This is a genomic window from Massilia sp. Mn16-1_5 (assembly GCF_004798585.1).
Lineage (GTDB): Bacteria > Pseudomonadota > Gammaproteobacteria > Burkholderiales > Burkholderiaceae_D > Telluria.
In genome coordinates this window covers 68,336-91,310 of sequence record NZ_PPXQ01000010.1, presented here as the reverse complement: position 1 = coordinate 91,310, position 22,975 = coordinate 68,336, and the positions used below count along the sequence as shown (strand labels likewise).

The following is a 22,975-nucleotide window of genomic DNA, read 5'->3' as shown; positions in this document are numbered from 1 at the left end:
AGTTTAATTCGTTTGGCAAGATTCCTGGCTTGGCACGTCGGCCGCGATGAAAACGTGTGGAAAGCAACAATGAGAAGCATTTTACGTATCTGTTCAAGACCAGGGCTGGTAGCTATGTTGGCGCTGTCCCTTGCAGCCTGTTCGACACCAAAGGTTCAGCCAACGAAAGCGGGTGGGCGCTATTACCTCAACGATGGTCCACCAAAAGGCATCACGCAGGCGCAGATCGATGCAGTCAAGGAGCCAGTACCCAGGGCAGAGCGGCTTGTCTCCGGTACGCTCAAGCCTTATGTTGCTATGGGAAATAGCTACCGGCCGATGAACAAGTTAATGCCCTACCAGGCGCGTGGCATGGCAAGCTGGTACGGAACCCGTTACCACGGGGCGCCGACGGCAAGTGGTGAACTCTATGACGTGATGAAGCTCACGGCTGCGCATCCGATCCTTCCCATCCCCTCTTATGTCAGGGTGACCAACGTCGAGAACGGTCGAACCCTCATCGTTCGCGTGAACGACCGCGGCCCGTTCCTCTCTGACAGGATCATTGATCTATCGTACGCGGCCGCAGCCAAGCTCGGCTATGCGGCGAAAGGCAGTGCGTTGGTGGAGATCCAAGTCGTCCTGCCATAAAGGCCCTTGCGCCTTTGAGACACGCCCCGCCTGGGGCGTGAGTGTCACAACGCGCGGGTGTCAACCGTCTTCAGCTGGGATAGGGCACTCCTGCCCGTCGCAACGTGAAAGGATTGAACACCATGAATCGCGCAAACTGGTTTGCCGTCTCCCCCGAGGGCGCAAAGGCAATCGGCGTCCTGCATCACTATGTCGTCAACGACACGAAGCTGCCCAGCACGCTCATTCACCTTGTCTTCCTGCGTGTATCGCAGATCAACGGATGCGCGCATTGCATCGACATCCACACCCGCGACCTGATCAAGGAGGGGGTATCGGTCGACAAGGCCGTGCTGGTTCCGGTCTGGCACGAAGCCGCGCATCTGTTCACCGAGCAGGAGCGTGCCGCGCTGGCATGGTCGGAGGAAGTCACACGCGTGAGCGAAACGCACGCATCCGACGACGCCTACGCGGCCGCGCTGGCCGTGTTCGGCGAGAAGGACCTGGTGGACTTGACCTTGACCATTGCGGCCATGAACGCGATCAACCGGCTCGGTGTCAGCTTCCGCTTGAAGCCTCGCGCAAGGAGCTGAAAGCCAGTTTGGGCGTGATTTCATGTCTGCCGTGGTTGTTGGCGCACGCTACGATAGGTCTGCTGTCGGGCCCAGGAGCGGACATCCATAACCGTGAGATTTAGCTTAGGCCATGGATTTCCGCTGCTGTGCTGATCTACTCGGATGTTACATGGTCCACTTCAACATTAAGCTTGGCGAATGTCGGGAGTAGTTCTGACCGTTGACCTTGTAGCGATGCATTTCAGCGCGCAAGCCCAACTGCCAAGCACCTTTGTCATCAAGCTCCCACAACAGCTCAGGTCTCAGGAAGACTTCGGTACCGTTGGCGCCAGTACCGTTGACGAGCGACAGCAAATTGAAGTGAAACTTCTGACTGCCAACGGGGAGCGCGCTCGACATCAAGACGGAGCGCCAAAGCCACTTGCCATGATAGAAATTCGTGTTCCGGCGCAGTATGCCTGATTCAAAGTAAGCGAAGCCCGGTACCTTGAAGTTGAACGAGACACCATGGTTATAGGAACGGAAGTCAGCATAGCTAGCGCGCTCATAGCGGGCAATCAGCGAAATATCGCTGATTGGTCCGAAGGATAAGTCGCGACCACTTAATTTTCCAAGACTTAAACGTGGATTGAAAACCATCAGCTGCTGAAAACTGCTGTTCCCGGCGAACGAACCAGCGCCGGCCCCACCAACATTCTTGCCGTGGAATACTTCAGCGTCGACGTAGACGTCGCCGTACTTGAAACCGCCGAAATATTCGAACTGGTAGGTGGACAGGTGTTCGTTGTCAGTACCGGTGCCCAGCACCGGGTCGGCCTTGGCGTCCTTGGTATAAAGCGCACTGACGCTGGCCACCTGGAAGTCGGCTGCCGCGACCGTTCCTGCTCCGCCCAGCAGGCAGGCGGCGATTGCGGCGCACGCCGCATAACGCATCGTACTCATATTGTCTCCATTTTGGCTCGGCCTGTCGGCCGGCCTGTGTTGTGATGTCGATGGCCCGGGCTGCGATACAGTCCCGGGCAAAAACGATTACGCCGGCACAGCTTCCTGCACACCCCGGTCAAGCAAGGGATTCTCGCTCTGAGGCAGGTGAAGGGCAGCGTCGGCTGGAGCCGGGTCGCGCAACTGTTTATGCACGGTGCCGTCCTGCATCACCATGGCAATACGAGACGGCTCCGTCAGGATGCTCAGGTCCTGCAGGGGATCGCCATCGACCATCACTAGGTCAGCGAGGTAGCCGGGCTTGATCTGGCCGAGTTCATGGCCGCGCATCATGATCTCGCCGCCCAGCCGCGTTGCGGAAACCAGCGCTTCGGTCGGGGTCATGCCGATGTAGTCGACGAAATACTGCAGGTCGTTGGCATTGGTCCCGTGCGGCATCCAAGCGAATCCGTAGTCGCCGCCGGGCAGCACGCGAATGCCGCGCCTGTGCATCTTGCTCAGAGATTCGGAGGCGGCTTCCAGCTCCCGCTTGTAGCCCATCTTCTCGGCGACGGCAGGCGTGATGCCATATTCGGAGGCGTGGAAACTGGTCCGTACCAGCCAGCCGATGCCCGGGGCAACGAAGTGCTTGTCTTTATTGGCCTCCAACATGTCGAGCGCTTCTTCATCGGCGAAACTGGCATGGAACACCATTTCGATGCCATGGCGTACGCACTGCTTGACCGATTCGCTCGAGCGCGCGTGTGCTGCAACCCGTTTGCCGTAACGCCGAGCCTCGGTCGTGAGCATCGCGATTTCTTCCTCGGAGATGGGAGAAAGTTCTGCGGGAATACCGGCAATGTATTCACCCGACAGATTGATCTTCAAATGGTCGACGCCATATTTGCAGAACATGCGCACGGCCTTGCGCACCTCCTCCGGCCCGCTGACGATGTGCCCGAAGCTGAGCTCCTGGAACGGCAGGTGAGGCAGTGAGTTGTCGCCCAGCCCGCCGAGGGTCGTGATTTCCTGGCTGCCGGCCAGGTAGCGCGGGCCGACGCATTGTCCGGCGCTGATGGCATTACGCAGTACCACATCCAGGCGTGCCTTGGCGGCGGCGGCGCCGATGGCCGACGTCCATCCCATGTCGAGGTAACGCTTGGCGACTTCGACGCACCAGAGAATGTGCTCTTCGGGCGGCATCATCTGGATGGCAGCAAGCGTCGGCTGGTCATTCCAGGAAAAGTGTGTATGGGCTTCGGTCATGCCCGGCATCAGGAATTTTCCCTTGCCGTCGATAATCTGGTCCGCTTGTCCGCTGGTCTTGTTTGGAAAGCGTGCGACTTCGACGATGCGGTTTCCTTCTACGAGGACTTCGCCCTTGAATACCGCGCCACCGCTGCCATCGAAAATCGCAACGTTGGTGATTGCTGTCTTTTTCATGTCTGTCTCCTCGATTCCTCGAATGGCCCTAGTTGGCCGGACGTAAAAACTGATTCAGCTCCTGTGTGCATTCCATCGGCCGCTCAAAGGTGGTCCAGTGGCCGCAACCCGCGAGCACGGCTACCCGACTTCCAGCGATGCGCGCGGCCATGGCTTCGACGGCGGCTACCGGTGCAACCCCATCCTGATCTCCGGTGACGAGCAGCGTGGGCACTGCAATTTCCTCGACTGCAGCAGCCTGCGCACGGGCCAGTGCAATGCAGCTTTGCCCATACCCTTCCGGCGTCTGGCGCATCACGCTTTCACGTACCAGGGCCAGCACGGCAGGCTGGGTTTCCTTCGTTTCGCGCGAGGTGGCGCCGGCCACGATGGCATCGGCGATCTCCTGCATTGCGGCGCTGCCGCCAGTGGCAGCCTTGTCGGCGCGGGCCAGGATGCCGGGACGCCCCGCATTCGGGGGGCACAGGAGTGGCCCGAACAAGGCAAGCGACTTCACCAGCGACGGCTTACGGGTCGCGATGTGCTGGCAGACGATGGTGCCCATCGAATGGCCGAGGAAGACGGCTTCGCTCACATCCAGGTGGCGACACACGGTTTCCACTGCATCCACCATGTCCTTGATGCTGAGTTCCGCTGTGTAGCGAACGGAACGGCCGGAGCCCGGCAAATCGATGCGGATGATCCTGTGGCCCTGCAGGGCCGGCATCAGCGGCGTCCAGGTGTTGCTGGTGCCGCCCAAGCCGTGAACGCAGACGACGGCTGGACCTTCGCCTTCGACTTCGACGGCCAATCCTTCAATGAAGTGAGTACTCATGGCCGCTCCTTACGCGAACTTGTTTTCGATCGTGCCGATGCCGTCGATCTTGATCTTGACCACGTCCCCGGCGCCCAGGAAGCGCGGGGGCTTCATGCCAAGGCCAACGCCAGCCGGCGTGCCGGTCGCGATCACGTCGCCCGGGTAGAGGGTGATGCCGCGCGAGATGGTTTCGATCAGGGTCGGGATATCGAAGATCAGGTTTTCGGTCGGTCCGTCCTGGCGCAGCTCGCCGTTGACCCAGCAGCGTACGCGGGTGCGGGTACCGTCAAGCTGGTCGGCGGTGACGATCCACGGTCCCATCGGGCAGAAGGTGTCGAAGGATTTGCCCATGTCCCACTGCTGGTGGCGCATCTGGACGTCACGTGCGGTGATGTCGTTGACCACGGTATAGCCGAACACATGTTCCATTGCGCTGTCGCGGCTGATGTTCTTTCCGCCCTTGCCGATAACGACCGCCAGTTCGGCTTCATAGTCGATCTGCTCGGAGATCGCCGCGCCCGGCAGGCTGATGTCGTCGTAGGGGCCGACGACGCATTCCGGCACTTTGGTGAAGACGATCGGCCAGGATTCCGGGTTAGCGTCGTTGTCCTTGAACACCGAGGTCTGCAATTCCTTGGCGTGGGCATGGTAGTTGCGCCCGACGCACCAGAGATTACGGCGCGGCCGAGGCAACGGCGCTTCGAGCCGGACCGAGGCCAGCGGGAGTGCCGGACCCGCAGCCGCCGGCAGCGCTTCGCCTTTTTCCAGCAATTCGATCACGGCCAGGGCGCCGGTAACAGCCACGCTCTGCGGCAGGTTCAGCGGAGTGACCGACTGTTGATCATCACTGACGAGCCCGACAAAACGGCGACCGTCCAATTGGTATGTTGCGATTTGCATCTTTTCCTCCGAAGGGTGTTCTGCTCCGCCTCATGCGCAGCAGGGGACCGGGGAAAGTGTAGGAAGGGTGAGGAAAGAGCGCTTATCGCCGAATGAGCAGGCTTATCACTGTGTTCGGAGGCTTATCAATGCGTCTGATATATTTTCAATGAATGCCCGTCATTACCATCGGCACGACTAAAATCGAGCTACAAAATGACCGGAAAGACCGGCAAGGAGACATTCAATGGCAGAGGCATACGCATTCCGCGAAGGAGCGTTCGGCCAAGCAATTGTGCTGGAGGCCAGCAGCGATCTGGTCGCGCACTCGCATTCCGAATCGCAGATCGTTTTCTGGCTGGGCGGCGCCAAAGCAAAAGCGACCGTCGGGACCGAAACCGTACAGTACGACGAGAACACCGGCCTGGGCACGAACGCCAACGAATCGCATGACATGGTGTTGCTGGACGATAGCGGCCCGGCCGTCTTTCTGGTGTTCATGATCTCGCGAACATGGTTAAACGAGCGCCGCCGGGCAACCGGCAGGCCCTTTGTTTTCCCATCGTCCCGAATCCCGATCGACGCCGCCTTGCGGCAGGCATGCTGGCAGGTGCTCGACCTGATATTTTCGGGAAATGAAACGCAGAAAACGCTCGACGAACTGGTGGAACAACTCATCATTGCTGCCATCGACGCGGTCATTGCCGCACAGGCGGCCGATGCTAAGCGTCTTCTTCCTCCTCTGCTGGATCATCGCCTGCGGGCCGCAGTTGGGCTCATGCGCACGCACGTCAGCGAAAAATTCGCAATTGACGAAATCGCGGCGCGCGTCGGCCTGTCGCGGGCGCATCTCTTCACGCTATTTCGCGACCAGCTCAATACGACGCCGCAGGTATTCTGGAGTGCGGTCAGAGTGGAAGAAGCCATGCGCCGCCTCATTTGCGAACGCGAATCACTGACCGACGTCGCACTCGATCTCGGTTTCTCCGCGCCGAGCAACTTCTCGCGCTTTTTCAAGGAACACACGGGCGTGTCGCCCTCGACTTTCCGCAAGGCCGCCACGGGGGCCGTGCCGTCGACGGTAACCGGGCTGGCGGTATAGCGCGTTCGCACCTTGACCACAAGTGGTAAGCTGGCATGTCTGCTTTGGGTCGCAAGCGGACGCTACGATAGGTCTGCAACCGGCCAGAAGCGGCCGTTTACCGTACCTGATTTAATGATTTAGCCTTGATAGGAGTCTCGTGGAAACTCAACAGGAAGTGTGTGTCAGACTCGGCGTAGCAGCTGAGCCGCCAAGTGCAGGCGAGAAGCTTGGCATCGCACTCTTGACGAGTGGAGCGATCCCGATTAATGGGTTAAGGATTCGCGTTGAGGGAACGTGCAGGTGGTTTATCTGGGCTGGTGGGGAGGCGTCGGTCGATCCCGACTTTTATCAGTCGCTTCATGTCGAGCACATCGCTGAATACCTGCCATCGGTCGAGCCCTACTTGTCACTGCCGCCGGGGTACAGATTTCAGATCGCAGATGGGCACGAGGACGTTTGGTTCGATCCAGCACTCTTATCGGCAACATGAACGGCTGCAGTGGGTCGATGGCGGACGCTACAACAGGTCTCCAACCGGCCGAAAGCAGCCACCTCCCCCTCGTCAAACGTCTTGGCAACCTATCTTTGCCATCATCAGAAGCTCAAATCCATCCCGAGCTTCCTGCCAAGAGCAAAGGTCAGGAACACCAGGACCACGAGCGCCAGCACGAAGATGACGGCCACCTTGCCGGCCGCGCGCAGCACCTCCTGCCGCTCCTTCACCCTCCCCTTCTTCCCCTGGTCGTAATGCCACTTGATGGCAAAGAACATGCCGATGCCTAGCACGAGAACCTTGAACGTAACGGCGACTACGGGGAACCATTCCATGATCTTGAGTATTTCCAGGTGATTTGCCGGATGCGGATGAGAGATAGAGCGGCCATGCAACGATGGTCTTGCTGCTCGTTCTAAGGCATTCTACGCAAAAGCAAAATCCATACATGGAGACAAATTGTCCCAGTTGAAAACCATACAAGATCGCACTCTGCCCATCTGGTTGCCGCGATTGGCCGGCAACAAAGGGCCGCGTTTCCTGCAGATTGCGGATGCCCTGCAGGCGGCGGTGGCGGATGGATCGCTGAAACCGGGCGACCGCCTGCCTCCGCAGCGGCAGCTGGCGGCACAGCTGGACGTCGACCTGACGACGGTCACGCGCGCCTACGACGAAGCCAGGCGCCGCAACTTGCTGGAGGGCCGCGGCGCGCGAGGAACGTATGTCGCGGCGCCGAAAGTCGAGTTGAGCCCCATTCTCGACCTGAGCATGAATACCCCGCCACCGCCGGATGGCGTGGATTTCGACGACATGCTGAAACAAGGCCTGTCCCAGGTACTGATGCGGGCGGATAACGCATCGCTGATGACCTACCACCTGGGCGGGGGTTCCGACGCCGACCGCAAGGCTGGCGCCGCATGGCTCGCACCGATGTTCGGGCAGCTGGATCCCGGGCAGGTCCTTGTCTGTCCGGGTGCGCAAGCGGCGATCGCCGCCTTGATCCTGGCGCTGACGGAGCCTGGCGACGTGATCCTGGCCGAGCCGATGACGTATCCCGGCCTGCGTGCCGCGGCGACCCAGTTCGGCCGGCGCATTGTCGCGGTGGCAGCGGACGAGAATGGAATGGTGCCCGCGATGCTCGAGGAAGCGTGCCGCCGGCACCAGCCCGGGCTGGTCTACCTGAATCCGACCTTGCAGAACCCGACCGCCATCACCATGCCGGAAGGCCGGCGCAAGGAGCTCGCCGCCATCGCGCAGCGCTGCAAGGTGCGCATCGTCGAGGACGATCCCTACTGGCTCCTGGCCGATGCTCCCCCACCACCGATTGCCGCGCTTGCCCCGGAACAGGCGGTCTACATCTCGACCCTGTCGAAATGCCTGACGCCCGGCTTGCGTGTCGCCTTCGTGCTCCTGCGCGACCCGCAGGAACGCGAACGTTTCCTGGTCGCGCTCAGGTCGTTTGCGCTGATGGCCGCTCCCTTGAGCGCCGCACTGGCCACGCAGTGGATCCTCGACGGTTCGGCTGGCGGCTTATTGGCGGGCGTAGGCAAGGAAACGCGCCTGCGCCACCGGATGGCGCGGGACATCCTTGCGGGGAGGTATGGCGGCGCTGGCGACGGCCTGCACGTATGGCTCGCGTTGCCGGCGTACTGGCACTCCGCGCAGCTTGCGGGTGCCGCCGCCAGCTACGGCATCGCGGTCACGCCGGCGGAGGCATTCGCCACAACGGATGGCGAATCCGTGAATGCGATCCGGATCTCGCTGGGGAGTATCCAGGACCGTGGACGCCTGCAGGCGGGCCTTCAACGGCTCTCCGATCTGCTTGCGCGCAGGCCCGAGCCGTTCAGCGCCGCCGTGGTTTAACAGGTCTTGCAGAAGCGGTGATTGCGCCGGTGCGCCGCGATCAGCAGCACGCTGCTGCCCACCGCCAACGCCGTCTCCGCGCCCTGCCCGAAAGCCGGGCCGACGAACAGCACCGCCACCAGGAAGGCGCCCAGGCCTGCGAACCCCAGCAGCAGCGGCGCCGGATCGCGGTGCGCCAGCCAGCCGGGCACCAGCGCCAGCAGTACCGGTACGGTCACGCCCAGCAGCAGCGCGTCGTGCAGGCCGTGATGCTCACCGCCGAGTCCCAATAGCGGAAACACGGCCAGCAGCAGTGGCATCGCCAGGCAGTGCACCAGGCACAAAGCCGAGGCGGCGATGCCCGCGTAGTCGGCCAGGCGGATCAGCTTTTTCATCAGAAGACGAAGCGCACGCCTGCCGTGAGGTTACGGCCAGGCAGCGGCGCGGCCGCCTTGATGAAGGAAGTATGGCTGAAGGCCAGTTCGTCCGTCAGGTTGTTGATGCGCGCGTAGAGCTGGGCCGGCACGCCGCCGATGCGGGTCGTGTAGTGCGTGCCGAGGTTGATCATGGTGTAGCCGCCGGTCGGGCTTTCGAAGTCCGCGACCCGGTCCTGCGTGCCGACCCGCGACAGTTCAACCATGCCGTGCCAGGCCTGCCAGTCCGCGTTCAGGCGTACACCGATGCGGTGCGCCGGAATGCGCGGAATATGTCGATTACCCTCGCCGTCATCGAAGCGGGCGCGTACCAGATCGCCGAACAGGGTGACGTCGAACATCGGCGAGAGCTTCTGGCGCACCTCCCCTTCCAGGCCCGTGAAGACGGCGTCACGCTGGGCGTATTCGACCAGCTGGAAGCCTTCATGGCTGTCCAGCGTGTGGGCGTAAATGTAGTTATCGACGCGGTTGCGGTAGGCGCTCAGCGAGAAGGTCGTGTCACCGGCAAACTTGCGCAGCGTGAGATCGAGGTTGTTCGAGGTTTCCTTGCTCAGGTCCTGGTTGCCGATCTCGTAGGTCGCGGTGGCCAGGTGCACGCCGCCGGCGTACAGTTCCTCGGCGCTCGGCAGGCGGTGACTGCGTGCGACCGATGCGCGCAGCGAGTACTCGGGCGCGAACTTCCACACGGCGCCGGCGGCGAGCGAGGTGCCGCTGGATTTGCTGTCGCGCTGGGTGGGACTGTCGACGTCGACCTTCTGGCGCTCGTGGCGCAGGCCCGCTTCGAAGCGCCAGTCGCCCATCTTGTATTCCTCGGTGGCGAACAGCGCGTGCTTGGTGGTGACGGTCGGCGGCACGTAGGCCTCCTCGCCTTCGGTACTAAAATCGCGCCGCGTGGTCTGCAGGCCGAGCACGCCGCGCCAGCCGCCCACGGGTACGTGTTCGAGTTCGACACGCGCATCGTGCGCCTTGTTGAAGAAGCTGGTGGCGATGACGCCGTCTTCGAGTTCGTCGTGGCGGTAATCGGTGAAGGAGGCGCGCAGGCGGGCCTTGGTGAAACCGGCCAGCGGATTGCGGTACTCGCCGCGCACATCCCAGCGGTCGCTGTCGAGCTTTACCACCGGGACGTCTTCGGCGCCATGCTCATCATGCTCGTGCTCGTGCTCGTGGTCCTCGTGATCCTCGTGGCCGCCGCAATGCAGGTGGTCGCCGTGCGGGTGGCAGCTGCCGAATTCATGATTGTGGCCTGGGATGCCGTATTCGGTACGCTCCTTGGTATAGGCCGCGCCCAGGTAGCCGCGTGTGCCTATCCAGGAAAGGCCAACCGTGCCGGACTCGCTGTCCTTGAAACTGCCGCCCACCTTGCGGCCTTCGCTCCAGCCTTCGCCCACGCGGTAGGCATCGGCATTGCGTTTGACGCCTTCGATGTGGATGGCGACATTGCCGGCGCCGCCCGTGACTTCGACCGCGCCGGTCTTCTCGCGCGCCGCCGAGTTGGCGCGCAGTTCGGCGCTGCCTTCTACTGCTTTCTCCGGCATCGCGGTCGGGATCTTGCGGTCGAGGATGTTGACGACGCCGCCCACGGCGCCGCCGCCGTAGGCCAGCGCCGACGGGCCGCGCAGCACCTCGATGCGCTCGGCCAGGACCGGCTCGAAGCCGACGGCGTGGTCGGGGCTGATGGTCGAGGCGTCCTGGATCTCCGCGCCGTCCGACAGGATCTTGACGCGCGGGCCGTCCATGCCGCGGATCACCGGACGGCTGGCGCCGGCGCCGAAGTGGCTCGAGCTGATGCCGGGCTGGTTGGCCAGGGTCTCGCCCAGCGTCGATTCGCGGGCGCGCACCAGGGCGCCGCCGCCGAGCGAAGTCACCGGCGTGATCATGTCGTCGCCCAGCACGCCCAGCGCGCTGGCCGAGACCACCACCGTCGGGATGCTGTCCGGATCGGCATGCAGGCGCTCTGCCCCGCTCTGGGCGTAGGCGCCAGATTGTGCGCCGAAGGCAAGCAGGATCGCCAGGGCGAGCGGGGTACGGTGACAGGTCGGGTGGGACATGGACTGCTTCCTTTCAGATGATTGAGCGTGCGCAGGCGTCCGGATGGGCTCGCCTCTTTCGGTAATGATAAGTCATTATCATTAAAAGCTCAACCGGCGGCGTGAACGGGGCGCGGCCTCTCAATCGGTGCCGTGGAACAGGCCGGGATAATCGACGACGAGTCCTTCGTCGTCGACCGTCAGGTCGGCCATGAAGCCGCTGCCGAGGCTTTCGAAGCGGACCAGGTGCGGGCCGAGCCGGGTATAGGCCTGGCGCGCCGGTTCGACGGTCAAGGCAGGAAGATGAACCCAGGCCACGAGGATCTCCTGGCGCGAGGCGAGCGCGGCGCCCAGGCGCCGGATCGGCAGGGTGTTGGTGAAGCAGCTGGCGGTGAGGTCGATATCGATACAGCCGGCCAGCGCGGGAATGGATACGCCCTGCCCGTCCTGCCAATGGCCGGCGCCGTCGGCATGGAGTTCGAGGCGCGCGCCGCCGGCCACCTCGACGAGGGCATGACGCACGCGCCAGGCGCTGTCGCAACGGATGGTGTAGAACGCGCCGAAGTCGTCACCGATCACCGCGCCTTGCGCAAACAGGCCGGCGCCATCGCTGCGCAGCGTGAGGTGTTCGGTTCCGTTTCCGGCCTCGGGTATCCAGCGGCATGTCTCCATGCGCCGATGATACGCCGACTCGCTACGATCAGCGCGCCGTCAGGAACAGGACAATGATGACGCCGAGCCCGATCAGCAGCACCTGCGGAATCGATTCCTTGACGGTTGCGCGGCGCTGCATCTGCGGCATCAAATCGCTCACGGCGATGTAAATAAAACCCGAGGAAGCGAACACCAGCACGTAGGGAATCAGGCCGGTGACGCGGTCCAGCGTGTAGTAGCCAAGCAGGCCGCCCGCCACCGACAACAGGCTGCACAGCAGGTTGAAGATGTAGGCGCGCATGCGCGAGAAGCCGGCGTTCAGGAGGACGATGAAGTCGCCGATCTCGGTCGGGATCTCGTGGGCGACGATGGCGAGTGCCGTGACCAGGCCCAGCTCCGGGTTGGCGAGGAAGGCGGCCGCGATCAGGATCCCGTCCGTGAAGTTGTGCATGCCGTCGCCGACCAGGATCATCCAGCCCGATTTACCCGCCGCGTGCGCGTCGTGCCCGTGCGCGTGGTGGTGGCCGTCGCCCTCGTGGTGGTGCGAGTGGCGTAGCAGCGCCAGCTTCTCGAGCAGGAAGAAGGCGAACAGGCCCGCCAACAGGGTCGCGAACAGTTTATAGATGTCGGTCCCGGACGCGAAGGCTTCGGGCAGCGCGTGCAGGAACGAGGTCGAAAGCATGATGCCGACCGACAGGCTGACCAGCCGCTCCACCATTTTGGAGAGCAGCGTGAACGAAAATACCGCGGCGGCCGAGATGCTGACGACGCCGGCGATCAGGGTCGCCAGCAGGATGGATACGAGAATCGGGTCGATTTGAAGCCTCTTGTTCTGGACTTGCTTATGGCAAGCCGGGCATTGTACCGCTCCCGGCTTGCGAGCGCTTCAAATCAGACCACGCCGTGTTTGCGGAACCAGTCCAATGCGCGGCGCCAGCCATCCTTCGCATCGGCCTCGTTGAAGCTTGGACGGTAGTCCGCGTGGAAGGCGTGGCCCGCATCCGGATAGACCACGAACTCCGACTTGCTGTTGCCCTTGGCGAGTTCCGCCTTCATGCGGTTCACCGTATCGAGCGGGATGCCGGTGTCCTTGCCACCGTACAGGCCGAGCACCGGCGTCTTGAGGTTCTGTGCGATGTCGACCGGGTGCTTCGGCGAATTGGCCGTCGCGTCGCCCACCAGGCGGCCGTACCAGGCCACGCCGGCCTTCACTTTCGGGTTGTGCGCCGCGTACAGCCAGGTGATGCGCCCGCCCCAGCAGAAGCCCGTGATGCCGAGACGCTCGGTATCGCCGCCGCGCTGCGCGGCCCAGTTGACGACGGTGTCGAGGTCCGACATGACCTGCGCATCCGGGGTTTTACCCACGATGTCCTTCATCAGGTCGGCGATGTTGGGCACACTGCCGGCGTCGCCCGCGCGCACGAACAGATCGGGCGCCACGGCCATGTAACCCTGCTTGGCGAAGCGGCGCGCGACGTCCTTGATGTGTTCATGGACGCCGAAGATTTCGGAGATGACGAGGATGATCGGAGGATTGGTCTTGCCCTCGGGCTGGGCGCGGTAGACCGGCACTTCCTGGCCGTTGATGACGATCAGGTGGTCGCCTGTGGAGAGGCCGGTGATGTCGGTCTTGATCAGGGTTTGCGCTGCTACAGGCAGGGTCGCGGCAGCAAACCCGCTGCCGACGGCCGCTTTCAGGAACACGCGGCGATCGACGCCCTCTTCAAAGGTGCTGGCGCCCACCAGGCTGTCGCCGTCTTGTACGAGATCCTTCATGTGCATCCCTCCGGTGCTTGGTTGTAAGATTGGCTATCTTACAGCGACACGGAGGGATGCGCATGCGCGCGACGCTGCAGATTACGGCGTCAGGGTGAAGTTCACGCCGGTGGCGTTGGCGGTGGCGATGTTCACGCCATCGACTGACTTGGCCGTGTAGCCGGTGGCCGAGGCGTCGACGCGGTAGCTGCCGGCGCTGAGGCCTGCGCTGGCCGCGAAGCTCAAAGGCAGCGTCGCGCTGTAGACGGCGTACTGCGGCGCCGCGACCGGCAGGTTGGCGATGGTGTAGGCGCCGGTCGCCAGGTCCGCGCCCTGGTACTTGATGGTCACGGTCGGACCCGAGGCGAAGGACTGTTTGGCGGCGACGTAGGCTGCTTCGGTGGTGCTCGGCGGGGTCATGGTGACCGTGCCGCCGATCGAACCGGTGGTGCTGGCAGCCAGCGTGATCGGGGCGGCCGCGGTGCTCAGGGCCGTGTTGCTGGTGGTCGACGCGACCGGCACGGCACCGACGACGACGGCGGCGCTGTTGTTGGCGGTGATGACGACGTCGTAGTTGCCCGGTGCGAGGCGCGAGAGCAGGAATTCGCCGGTGCTCGCGTTCGGGGTAGTGGCACTGACGATGTTGCCGTTCTGCTGGGCCGAGACGGTCACGCCGTTGGCCAGCAGTGCCGGCGCGACGAAGCCGGAGATGCCGTTGATGGCGGCCGGGATCATTTTCACCACCGGCTTCAGGGCATAGGCGCTCTTGCCGCGTGCGACCACCGACTTGCAGGCGTCGAAGTCGATCACGACGTCCGACTTGGCGCCCGCTTCCACCGTGAAGTTACCCACCAGTTTGATGCCGCTCTGGAGCGCGCTGGGGGTCTCGAGCGCCTGCTCGGTCTTGGTCGCGCTCGGCACGACGGTGTTGGCGTTCGCGCCGCCGTCCAGCACCAGGCGGATCTGGTTGTACTGGCCGGCTTCGAGCGAGGTTTGGCCTAGGGTTTCGAGCACGCCGTTGGTGAGATCGAGCAGGTTGACCTTCTTCGGCGCGGCCAGGGTGATGTCGGTCCAGCCGGAATCGGTCTCGCTGGCGGTCGCGCTCTTGTTGACGCGGACCTTGGCGACGGTGACGTTGACGGCGTCGAAGCCGCAGGCCGGGGCGTCGGTCATGGCCACCGACAGGGTACCCAGGGTCGAGCTCGGCGTTGCCGCCGGCGTGCCGCCTCCGCCTCCTCCACCGCCGCCGCAGGCGCTCAGGCTTGCCGCGACGGCGAGGCCGCCAAGAATAAGAGGGGTACGGAGGGAAGTCGAACGCATGGAATACCTTTCAAAAAAGACTCGCCTAAACGGCGCTGAAAGGACAATAACATTCCATACGGCAACATTTGTGTTACACACCGTACACTGAAACGTTTCATTACAACTGAAACATCTTTACGTTGTCTTTACGCAACTTTACATTGCGTGGCATGCTTCAGTCCCCGGCCTTGACCGAGCCGAGTCCCTGCACCGACTTGTTGACCGTACGCGGCTTGCCGTAATAGGTGAGGCTGCCCATGCCCTGCACCTTCACGTCCAGCCGGTCCTTGGCATACACCTTGACGTCGCCGATGCCCTGGAAGCGGATGTCGACGTCGTTGGCGGCCAGGGCCTTGGTGTCGACTTCGCCCACGCCTTCGGCGCTCATCTTGAACAGCTTGACCTGGCCGTTGATCGCCATGCTGCCGGCGCCGCGGTAGTTGACGTCGAGGCGTTCGCCGCGCACGTTGTTCAGCTTGATTTCGCCCGCGCCTTCGGCGTTGAAGGCGCGCAGCTGGGGCATGGCGACGACGATGCGCTGGTCGCCGTTGACGTTGTTGATCTTCTTGTCGCGCATGCGCACGCGCAGCTCGCCGTTCACGACCTCGGTCGTTACTTCGTTGAGGAAGGCGTTGTCGCCGCGTACCAGCAGCGACTGCTTGGTGTTGCTGGCGTCGACGGTGACGCTGATCGGGCCCTGCACGCTGATCGAGGTAAACGGCGCGGCGTTGCGCACCTGGTCGGCGGCCGAAGCGGCGGTTGCGATGAGGGAGAGAGCGAGGACGAGTGGAAGACGGCGCATGATGATTTCCCTTTCTTATTGAAGTGAAATCATTCTAGATCGGGCATTGTCGCCAAGCACCTATTTTGCGACGAACTGCACGATTCGCCGGATGCGCCGCGCAGGCGCATCCGGTTAGCTGCCAGCGATCAGGCCTGCGTGCGCAGGTACTCCGCGATCGCTTCGCCGACTTGCGTCGTGTTGGCCGTGCCGCCCATGTCCGGCGTGCGCGGGCCTTCGGTGAGGCAGGTTTCCATGGCGCGCACGATGGCGTCGTGGGCCTGCGTGTATTTCGGATCGCCCTGCCCCAGGAACTCGAACATCATCGCGCCGGACCAGATCATCGCGATCGGATTGGCGATGTTCTTGCCGTAGATGTCGGGCGCGGAACCGTGGACCGGCTCGAACAGCGAAGGGAAAGTGCGGTCCGGATTCAGGTTGGCCGACGGCGCGATGCCGATCGTGCCGGCGCAGGCCGGGCCGAGGTCGGACAGGATGTCGCCGAACAGGTTCGAGGCGACGACCACGTCGAAGCGCTCGGGCGAGAGCACGAAGCGGGCAGCCAGGATGTCGACGTGGTACTTGTCCCACTTGACGTCGCCGTACTGCTCGCCCATGGCGGCCACGCGCTCGTCCCAGTAAGGCATCGAGATCGCGATGCCGTTCGACTTGGTGGCGGCGGTCAGGTGTTTCTTAGGACGGCGCTGGGCCAGGTCGAAGGCATACTTCAGGATACGGTCGGTGCCATGGCGCGTGAACACGGCTTCCTGCAGCACCAGTTCGCGCTCGGTGCCTTCGAACATGCGGCCGCCTACCGAGGAGTACTCGCCTTCGGTGTTTTCGCGCACCACATAGAAATCGATGTCGCCCGGCTTCTTGTTCGCCAGCGGGCACGGCACGCCCGGCATCAGGCGCACCGGACGCAGGTTCACGTACTGGTCGAACTCGCGGCGGAATTTCAAGAGCGAACCCCACAGCGAGATGTGGTCGGGCACCTTGTCGGGCCAGCCGACGGCGCCAAAGTAGATCGCCTCGAAGCCGGACAGCTGCTCCTTCCAGTCGTCCGGCATCATCTTGCCGTGCTGGAGGTAGTAGTCGCAATCGGCCCATTCGAAGGTCGTGAACTCGAGCTTGATGTCGAAGCGCTTGGCGGTCGCCTCCAGGGCGCGCAGGCCTTCCGGCATCACTTCCTTGCCGATGCCGTCACCGGCGATCACGGCGATCTTGTGGGTTTTCATGTCTCTCTCCTGGATAGGGATGGTAAGCGGATGAACGTCAGGATAACGCATTACGGAGCGTTTATAATCCTTGTTAGTGTGAAGCTAAAGGAAACGATCCGTGAATAATCTGCAGAACGAGGACTTGCACGTCTTCGCCACCGTGGTACGCAAGGGCAGCTTCGCGGCGGCGGCCGAGGAGCTCGGCATGTCGCCGGCCTACGTGAGCAAGCGCATCGGCGTATTGGAAGGCATCCTCGGCGTGCGCCTGTTCCAGCGCACCACGCGCCGCGTCGTCGTCACCCTCGAGGGCGAGCAGGTCTATGCGCGGGCCCAGGCCATCCTCGCGCAGCTGGACGACCTGGTCGACGAGCTGGCAGAGGGACGGCGCGAACCGAGCGGCCAGCTGCGCATCTGCAGCAGCTTCGGCTTCGGACGCAACCTGGTGGCGCCGGCGATCGCGCAACTGGCCGCAAGCTATCCCGGCCTGCAGATCCGCTTCGAAGTCTTCGACCGCCTGGTCGACATCGTCGCCGAAGGTTTCGATCTCGACGTGCGCGTGGGCGACGAGATCCCGCCGCAGCTGATCGCGCGGCGCCTGCGCACGAACGGCCGCATCCTGTGCGCCTCCCCCGCCTACCTGGCGCGCCACGGCACGCCGAGGAATTTGCAGGACCTGGCCGGCCACCAATGCCTGCCGATCAAGGAGCGCGATCACCCCTTCGGTGTCTGGCGCCTGCGCGGGAAAAACGGCGAGGAAACCGTCAAGGTGTCGGGCGCACTCTCGACCAACCATGGCGAGATCGCGCTGCGCTGGGCGCTCGACGGCGCCGGCATCGTGCTGCGCTCGCGCTGGGATGCGCAACCCTACCTCGATGCCGGCCAGCTCGTCGTCGTGCTGCCCGAGTACACGCAGGAGGCGAACGTGTGGGCGGTGTATCCGCAGCGCCTGGCGGGATCGGCCAGGCTGCGCGTCTGCGTGGAATTCCTTGAAGCGCAGCTGGCGTTGCCGCGCCAGGAAGGCTGAGCTTTGCGTATCCCGTGCGCGGCCAAACGCGGCGCCGGTTCATAGTGCTGTTTTAGCCGTCTTCGGTGAAGGAGGCCGCACATGGTCTCGAGTCAAACCGGATTCATTTTTGCCACCGGCATAGAAAACAGCATCCCGACCATCGAAGGCGGCCGGGTCCGCATGGACGAGATGGAAAAATGCGGCCACTACCGTCACTGGCGGCGCGACTTCGACCTGGTCGAAGAGATCGGCATCCGCTTCCTGCGCTACGGCCCGCCGCTGCACACCACCCTGCTCGGCGCGCGGCGCTACGACTGGTCGTTTGCCGACGAAGTCTTCCCCGAGCTGCATAAACGGAACCTGGTGGCCATCGTCGACCTCTGCCATTTCGGCCTCCCCGACTTCCTCGGCGACTTCCAGAATCCGGACTTCCCCGCCCTCTTCGCCGACTACGCGCGTGCCTTCGCCGAGCGCTATCCCTGGATCCAGCTCTACACCCCGGTCAACGAGATGTCGATCTGCGCGCTGTTTTCCGCCCTCTACGGCTGGTGGAACGAGCAGCTGCGCGACGACCGGGCCTTTGTGACGGCCTTAAAACACATCGTGAAAGCCAACCTGCTCGCCATGCGCGCCATCCTGCAGGTGCGCCCGGATGCGCTGTTCATCCAGAGCGAATCGTCCGAGTATTTTCACGCCCAGAACCCGAAGGCGATCGGCCCGGCGGAGACGATGAACGCGCGCCGCTTCCTGTCGCTCGACCTGAACTACGGCCGCCGCGTCGACTCCACCATGTACGAGTACCTGCTCGACAACGGCATGACGCGCGACGAGTACCACTTCTTCTTGAATAACAACCTGAAGCACCACTGCATGATGGGGAACGATTACTACCAGACCAACGAGCACCACGTGGCGGCCGACGGCACGACCAAGGCGTCCGGCGAGATCTTCGGCTACGCCGTCATCACGCACCAGTACTACAACCGCTACCGCCTGCCCGTGATGCACACCGAGACGAACCTGTGCCAGGGACCGTGCGGCGACGAGGCGGTGCGCTGGCTGAGAAAAGAATGGGCCAACGTGCTCCGCGTGCGTAACAACGGCGTGCCCATCGTCGGCTTCACCTGGTATTCGCTGACCGACCAGGTGGACTGGGACACGGGCCTGCGCGAGAACAATGGGCGCGTCAACGCCCTCGGCCTGGCGGATCTCGATCGCAATCTGCGTCCGGTCGGGCAGGCCTACCGCGAGCTGATCCGCGACTGGACCGAAGTCCTGCCGACCCAGAGCGTCTGCCTGCAGGTGCCGATCGCGCTGAGCCAGGACTATCCCGGCATCGACGCGTCGGTGCCGCCACCTGCGCAGGAATCGACTGCGGCCACCGGCGCGCCGAGGAATACCGAATAAGGAGAGCACCATGCGCTTCACCGACAAAGTCGTCATCGTCACCGGCGCCGCCAGCGGCATCGGCCTGGCGGCAAGCCTGCGTTTTGGCGCCGAGGGCGCGCACGTGGTGCTGGTGGACCGTGATGCGGGCGCCTTGCCGGCGGCATCCGGCAAGGTCGACGAACAGGGCGCGGGCGAGACGATGCAGGTGGAGTGCGACGTCAGCGCCGAGCAGAACGTCGCGCATGCGGTCGAACAGGTGATGGCGCGCTTCGGCCGGCTCGACGCCGTCGTCAACAACGCCGGCCTGATGATCTTCAAGCCGATCGAGGAACTCACCGGCAGCGACTGGATCCACGTACTGCAGGTGGATTTGCTGGGCGCCTTCTTCTTCACCAAGCAGGCCTTCCTGCACATGCGGCCCGGCGGCGCGATCGTCAACGTGTCCAGCGTCCATGCCTTGAAAACGGAGCCGAACGTGGCGCCCTACGCCGCCGCCAAGGCCGCGCTGCTGTCGCTGACCCGTTCGGCCGCGCTGGAAGGCCGGCCGAAGGGCATCCGGGTCAACGCCCTCCTTCCCGGCGCCATCGACACGCCGATGTTGTGGAACAACCCGCAGGTCAAATCCGGCGCCGAGCACATCGATCCGGCGGAGGTGGGCAAGCCCGAGGATGTCGCCGCCGCCATCGCCTTTCTGGCGTCCAGCGAAGCGGCCTTCATCCAGGGCGCTTCGCTACTGGTCGATGGCGGGCGGCTGTGCGAACTCTAGGCTTTATTTAACGCGGTACATCGCGCACAGCTTGTTGCCGTCCGGGTCGCGCACATAGGCCAGGTGCAGCGCGCCCATCGGGCCCTCGCGCAGGCCGGGCGGTTCTTCGATCGAGGTGCCGCCGTGGGCGACGGCGACATCGTGGAACTCCTTCACCTGTTCGGGCGAGCTGCACTTGAAGCCGACGGTGCCGCCGTTCGCACAGGTCGCAGCTTCGCCGTTGATCGGTTCCGTGATGCCGAGGGCGGCGCCGTCGTGGCGGTAGAACAGGCGATTGTGGCCGCTGGGCGCCTGGCCGCGGTACGGTTCCCCGGCGCCGAGCACGCCGAGGACGGCATCGTAGAAGCGCTTGGAACGTTCGAGGTCGTTCGAACCGATGACGATGTGACTGAACATGGGTAGGTCTCCTTGGCTTTTTTGGAGCTGACGAGTGTACCATCGAGCTGGACCATGATCGGGAGCCAAGCATGCATGCATTCAGGGAGTACACCGTTCTCGCCAACGGCATCCGCCAGCACGTGCTGGAGGCCGGCAGCGGCCCCGCCGTCCTGCTGTGCCACGGCTTTCCCGAACTGGGCTACTCGTGGCGCCACCAGATCCGCGCGCTCGCGGACGCCGGCTACCGCGCCATCGCACCCGACATGCGTGGCTACGGAGGCACCGAAGCGCCGGCCGCGATCGACCGCTACACCATCCTGCACCTGGTGGGCGACATGGTCGGTCTATTGGGCGCGCTGGAGATCGCGCAGGCCGACATCGTCGGCCACGACTGGGGCGCGCCCGTCGCCTGGACCGCGGCGCAGCTGCGGCCCGACCTGTTCACCAGCGTGCTGGGCATGTCGGTCCCCTTCGCCCCGCGTGGACCGATGAGCGGCCTCGACTCCCTGCGCCGCGCCGGCAAGCACGCCTACTACCAGCTCTACTTCCAGGAGCCCGGCGTGGCCGAGGCCGATTTTCACGCGGACATCGAGGCGACCATCCGCAGGATGATGTGGTCGCTGTCAGCCGGGCCATCCAGACCCTGGAACGGCATGGTCGGCCCCGAGGGCGCGCTCGCCGCGCTGGCCGAGCCGCCGGGTCCGATGGACTGGCTGAGCGCCGAGGAGCTGGCGGTGTACACGGCCGCCTTCCGCGATTCTAGCTTGAGCGGCGCCCTGAACTGGTACCGCAACATGGACCGCAACTGGGAACTGACGGCGCCATTTCAGCATGCGCGCATCCGCCAGCCGGCCTGGTTCCTCAGCGGCGAACGCGATCCGATCTATCCGGCGCTGAAGTCGCTGGTCGAGGCCCTGCCGCAGAACGTACCCGGCCACCTGGGCACGACCATCGTTCCCGGCGCCGGGCACTGGGTGCAGCAGGAAGCGCCGGAGGCCGTGAACCGGGTGCTGCTCGATTTCCTGGGGCGGGTGCAGCGTTAGGCGCCTGCCGGCCTGTCGGCCGCACAAGCCAGCATCGCATCCCCGATCGCGTGCTCGCCCTGCGCCTTCAATACTTCGCCGGCATGTCGCAGGTCACGCAGCTCCTTGTTCTGGCTGAGCTTTGATTTACCGGCCAGGCGCGTGATCTCGATCTCCAGCCCGACGATCTTCTCCAGCAGCCCGTCGATGAATTCCGGCGCGCTGTCGCCCATCTTCCAGGGCACCGGCTGCGTCGCCTCGTGGGTGCGCGTCAGGCGCGCCACCAGGCCGCGCACGAATCGTTCGTCGTCGCGGATCGTGACGCGGCCGTGGGCGTGGGCTACTACGTAGTTCCAGGTCGGCACCTGCCTGTGTGCTTCGTGCTTCGAGGGATACCAGTTGGGCGAGATATAGGCGTCGCCGGCGCGGAAGATGACCAGCACCTCGGCGCCGTCGGTGAGTTCCCGCCAGACCGGATTGGCACGCGCCACGTGGGCGCGCAGCGTACCTATTGCGCCTTCAGGGGCGAGCTCGAACGGCAGGTGGTTCGCATCCAGTCCGTCCGCGCCGTGCGTGACCAGGGTGCCGAAAGGATGCTGGCGGATCAGCTCGTGCAGCACCTCGGTGCGCGGCTCGTCGAAATGGGGTGGGATGTACATCGTGCGCTCCTCTGCTTCGCTGGCAGAAATCCGGAGCCTATTCTAATCGAGCTGCGGCAGGTGCCCGGTCTTGAGATAAAACGTGGCGCCCTGCTGCGCAGCGGCCAGCGCAGGATAGCGGCCGGCCGGCAGGCGGATCCAGGTACCGCGCGTGCAGGCCTGACCGTCGAGCACCAGCGCGCCTTCCAGCACCAGCAGCTCGGCGCCGTCGACCGCGTCCGGAAACAGCACGGTACCCGGCGCCACCTGCTGCAGGCACACCTGCTCGTGGACACTGGCATATAGCGGACAGACGGCGCGCTCGCCCTGGCGCCGCCAGGCGGCGGGATCGCGCGTGTCGATGCGCACCGGCTGCGTCTCGTCGCTTGCCATCTGGCGCAGCTTCACGAAGATGAGGGCACCTTCCCGGCTCGCCGGCGTGTGCGCGGAATCGGGCGGATTGCGCAGGTACCAGCCTTCGGGGAAGTCGCGGCTCTCGTCCGAGAACATCCCCGACAGCACCAGGATCTCTTCTCCGCCCGGGTGCGCATGGCGCGGGAACACCGAGCCGGGTGCATAGCGCACGATGCTGGTGGCACGCGCCTGCTCGGCGCCGATCCGGTCGAGCATGACGCGCTCGACGCCGGGCTGTGGCGACGCCACCCACGCGTACTGGTGCGGGGAGACGACGACGACACGCGAGAAATCGGCGTTGATCAGCATGAGGGTCCAGCGAAGCAGCGGAAACTCAAGCGAACTTGGTAGCCGGCGCGACGCGCTTTGCGGTGACTTTGACGACCGCCATTTTACCGCTGTCGCTCGACACCAGCGAATCGGCCCGCACTTGCGCCTTGTAGCTTTCGGCACTGGCATAGGTGGTGCCGACGACGGCCAGGGCGGCGACCAGGAACAGCGTTTCCATGTGTTTGAGGACGTTCATTTCAGGCTCCCTTCGGTTGGC

26 protein-coding genes are annotated in these 22,975 nt (G+C 63.9%); 9 read left to right on the top strand and 17 right to left on the bottom strand.

All coding sequences use genetic code 11. The features are described 5' to 3' along the window. Nucleotides 1-69 precede the first annotated feature (69 nt). Nucleotides 70-630 carry a septal ring lytic transglycosylase RlpA family protein gene (locus C2862_RS25980; RefSeq protein ID WP_136220667.1) on the top strand — a complete coding sequence of 187 codons (561 nt, stop codon included), beginning with the start codon at nucleotides 70-72 and terminating at the stop codon, nucleotides 628-630. A gap of 122 nt (nucleotides 631-752) precedes the next feature. Next, nucleotides 753-1,202, top strand: coding sequence for a carboxymuconolactone decarboxylase family protein (locus C2862_RS13580; RefSeq protein ID WP_136220666.1), 450 nt, complete (start codon nucleotides 753-755; stop codon nucleotides 1,200-1,202). Between the two features lie 147 nt (nucleotides 1,203-1,349). Here the strand turns inward: C2862_RS13580 and C2862_RS13575 are convergent, their stop codons facing one another. From C2862_RS13575 to C2862_RS13560, 4 genes are all read right to left on the bottom strand, one after another. Next, nucleotides 1,350-2,126, bottom strand: coding sequence for a hypothetical protein (locus tag C2862_RS13575; RefSeq protein ID WP_136220665.1), 777 nt, complete (start codon nucleotides 2,124-2,126; stop codon nucleotides 1,350-1,352). 87 nt (nucleotides 2,127-2,213) lie between these two features. Then, a complete protein-coding gene (locus C2862_RS13570; RefSeq protein WP_136220664.1) occupies nucleotides 2,214-3,548 on the bottom strand; it encodes an amidohydrolase family protein in 1,335 nt (444 codons plus the stop codon). A 28-nt stretch (nucleotides 3,549-3,576) separates the two neighbouring features. Beyond that, the gene (locus C2862_RS13565; RefSeq protein WP_136220663.1) at nucleotides 3,577-4,362 is read right to left on the bottom strand and encodes an alpha/beta fold hydrolase; all 786 of its coding nucleotides are present in this window, start codon (nucleotides 4,360-4,362) and stop codon (nucleotides 3,577-3,579) included. 9 nt (nucleotides 4,363-4,371) lie between these two features. After that, nucleotides 4,372-5,244 carry a fumarylacetoacetate hydrolase family protein gene (locus tag C2862_RS13560; RefSeq protein ID WP_136220662.1) on the bottom strand — a complete coding sequence of 291 codons (873 nt, stop codon included), beginning with the start codon at nucleotides 5,242-5,244 and terminating at the stop codon, nucleotides 4,372-4,374. A gap of 226 nt (nucleotides 5,245-5,470) precedes the next feature. On the opposite strand from C2862_RS13560, the gene C2862_RS13555 reads away from it, so the two are divergent. Continuing rightward, complete coding sequence (locus C2862_RS13555) at nucleotides 5,471-6,325, top strand: helix-turn-helix domain-containing protein (RefSeq protein WP_136220661.1); 855 nt, start codon at nucleotides 5,471-5,473, stop codon at nucleotides 6,323-6,325. A gap of 576 nt (nucleotides 6,326-6,901) precedes the next feature. On the opposite strand, the gene C2862_RS13545 is transcribed toward C2862_RS13555, so the two are convergent. Next, nucleotides 6,902-7,135, bottom strand: coding sequence for a hypothetical protein (locus tag C2862_RS13545; protein WP_136220659.1), 234 nt, complete (start codon nucleotides 7,133-7,135; stop codon nucleotides 6,902-6,904). 142 nt (nucleotides 7,136-7,277) lie between these two features. Between C2862_RS13545 and C2862_RS13540 the strand changes: the two genes are divergently transcribed. Continuing rightward, nucleotides 7,278-8,663, top strand: a complete 1,386-nt coding sequence (locus C2862_RS13540) for a PLP-dependent aminotransferase family protein (RefSeq protein ID WP_136220813.1) — start codon at nucleotides 7,278-7,280, stop codon at nucleotides 8,661-8,663. On the opposite strand, the gene C2862_RS13535 is transcribed toward C2862_RS13540, so the two are convergent. The 4 genes from C2862_RS13535 to C2862_RS13520 form a co-directional block, all read right to left on the bottom strand. Continuing rightward, nucleotides 8,660-9,037, bottom strand: a complete 378-nt coding sequence (locus C2862_RS13535) for a MerC domain-containing protein (protein WP_168710060.1) — start codon at nucleotides 9,035-9,037, stop codon at nucleotides 8,660-8,662. The two genes, C2862_RS13540 and C2862_RS13535, sit on opposite strands and share 4 nt — an antisense overlap. Continuing rightward, the gene (locus tag C2862_RS13530; protein WP_136220657.1) at nucleotides 9,037-11,124 is read right to left on the bottom strand and encodes a TonB-dependent receptor domain-containing protein; all 2,088 of its coding nucleotides are present in this window, start codon (nucleotides 11,122-11,124) and stop codon (nucleotides 9,037-9,039) included. Before C2862_RS13530 ends, C2862_RS13535 begins: the two co-directional genes overlap by 1 nt. 120 nt (nucleotides 11,125-11,244) lie before the next feature. Further along, entirely contained in the window at nucleotides 11,245-11,775 is a 531-nt protein-coding gene (locus C2862_RS13525; protein WP_136220656.1) for a putative glycolipid-binding domain-containing protein, read from the bottom strand. A 28-nt stretch (nucleotides 11,776-11,803) separates the two neighbouring features. Continuing rightward, nucleotides 11,804-12,475: a ZIP family metal transporter gene (locus C2862_RS13520; RefSeq protein ID WP_229467424.1), complete on the bottom strand. Its 672-nt coding sequence runs from the start codon at nucleotides 12,473-12,475 to the stop codon at nucleotides 11,804-11,806. On the opposite strand from C2862_RS13520, the gene C2862_RS25735 reads away from it, so the two are divergent. Next, nucleotides 12,438-12,578, top strand: coding sequence for a hypothetical protein (locus tag C2862_RS25735; RefSeq protein WP_229467437.1), 141 nt, complete (start codon nucleotides 12,438-12,440; stop codon nucleotides 12,576-12,578). The genes C2862_RS13520 and C2862_RS25735 overlap by 38 nt on opposite strands. 70 nt (nucleotides 12,579-12,648) lie before the next feature. Here C2862_RS25735 and C2862_RS13515 read toward each other — a convergent pair whose 3' ends face one another. From C2862_RS13515 to C2862_RS13500, 4 genes are all read right to left on the bottom strand, one after another. Further along, nucleotides 12,649-13,533, bottom strand: coding sequence for a dienelactone hydrolase family protein (locus C2862_RS13515; RefSeq protein ID WP_136220654.1), 885 nt, complete (start codon nucleotides 13,531-13,533; stop codon nucleotides 12,649-12,651). Nucleotides 13,534-13,614: 81 nt separating this feature from the next. Next, a complete protein-coding gene (locus C2862_RS13510; RefSeq protein ID WP_136220653.1) occupies nucleotides 13,615-14,832 on the bottom strand; it encodes a DUF4382 domain-containing protein in 1,218 nt (405 codons plus the stop codon). Between the two features lie 157 nt (nucleotides 14,833-14,989). Next, on the bottom strand, nucleotides 14,990-15,616 hold the full coding sequence (locus C2862_RS13505; protein ID WP_136220652.1) for a head GIN domain-containing protein: 627 nt from the start codon (nucleotides 15,614-15,616) through the stop codon (nucleotides 14,990-14,992). 128 nt (nucleotides 15,617-15,744) lie between these two features. Further along, a complete protein-coding gene (locus tag C2862_RS13500) occupies nucleotides 15,745-16,833 on the bottom strand; it encodes a tartrate dehydrogenase (protein WP_136220651.1) in 1,089 nt (362 codons plus the stop codon). A gap of 100 nt (nucleotides 16,834-16,933) precedes the next feature. Here C2862_RS13500 and C2862_RS13495 point away from each other — a divergent pair, with 100 nt between their 5' ends. The 3 genes from C2862_RS13495 to C2862_RS13485 all read left to right on the top strand — a co-directional run bounded on the left by C2862_RS13495 (nucleotide 16,934) and on the right by C2862_RS13485 (nucleotide 19,976). Further along, nucleotides 16,934-17,839, top strand: coding sequence for a LysR substrate-binding domain-containing protein (locus tag C2862_RS13495; RefSeq protein WP_136220650.1), 906 nt, complete (start codon nucleotides 16,934-16,936; stop codon nucleotides 17,837-17,839). 81 nt (nucleotides 17,840-17,920) lie between these two features. Beyond that, nucleotides 17,921-19,228 carry a family 1 glycosylhydrolase gene (locus C2862_RS13490; RefSeq protein WP_136220649.1) on the top strand — a complete coding sequence of 436 codons (1,308 nt, stop codon included), beginning with the start codon at nucleotides 17,921-17,923 and terminating at the stop codon, nucleotides 19,226-19,228. Nucleotides 19,229-19,238: 10 nt separating this feature from the next. Continuing rightward, on the top strand, nucleotides 19,239-19,976 hold the full coding sequence (locus tag C2862_RS13485; RefSeq protein WP_136220648.1) for an SDR family NAD(P)-dependent oxidoreductase: 738 nt from the start codon (nucleotides 19,239-19,241) through the stop codon (nucleotides 19,974-19,976). 3 nt (nucleotides 19,977-19,979) lie between these two features. On the opposite strand, the gene C2862_RS13480 is transcribed toward C2862_RS13485, so the two are convergent. Continuing rightward, complete coding sequence (locus C2862_RS13480; RefSeq protein WP_136220647.1) at nucleotides 19,980-20,372, bottom strand: VOC family protein; 393 nt, start codon at nucleotides 20,370-20,372, stop codon at nucleotides 19,980-19,982. Between the two features lie 71 nt (nucleotides 20,373-20,443). Between C2862_RS13480 and C2862_RS13475 the strand changes: the two genes are divergently transcribed. Further along, a complete protein-coding gene (locus tag C2862_RS13475; protein ID WP_136220646.1) occupies nucleotides 20,444-21,397 on the top strand; it encodes an alpha/beta fold hydrolase in 954 nt (317 codons plus the stop codon). Here the strand turns inward: C2862_RS13475 and C2862_RS13470 are convergent. The 3 genes from C2862_RS13470 to C2862_RS13460 are packed head-to-tail and all read right to left on the bottom strand — an operon-like array spanning nucleotide 21,394 to nucleotide 22,954. Next, nucleotides 21,394-22,035 (bottom strand): FMN-binding negative transcriptional regulator, encoded by a 642-nt coding sequence (locus C2862_RS13470; RefSeq protein WP_136220645.1) that lies wholly within the window; start codon nucleotides 22,033-22,035, stop codon nucleotides 21,394-21,396. The genes C2862_RS13475 and C2862_RS13470 overlap by 4 nt on opposite strands. 42 nt (nucleotides 22,036-22,077) lie before the next feature. Further along, nucleotides 22,078-22,737, bottom strand: a complete 660-nt coding sequence (locus tag C2862_RS13465) for a cupin domain-containing protein (RefSeq protein ID WP_136220644.1) — start codon at nucleotides 22,735-22,737, stop codon at nucleotides 22,078-22,080. Nucleotides 22,738-22,762: 25 nt separating this feature from the next. Then, nucleotides 22,763-22,954: a hypothetical protein gene (locus tag C2862_RS13460; protein ID WP_136220643.1), complete on the bottom strand. Its 192-nt coding sequence runs from the start codon at nucleotides 22,952-22,954 to the stop codon at nucleotides 22,763-22,765. Nucleotides 22,955-22,975 lie beyond the last annotated feature (21 nt).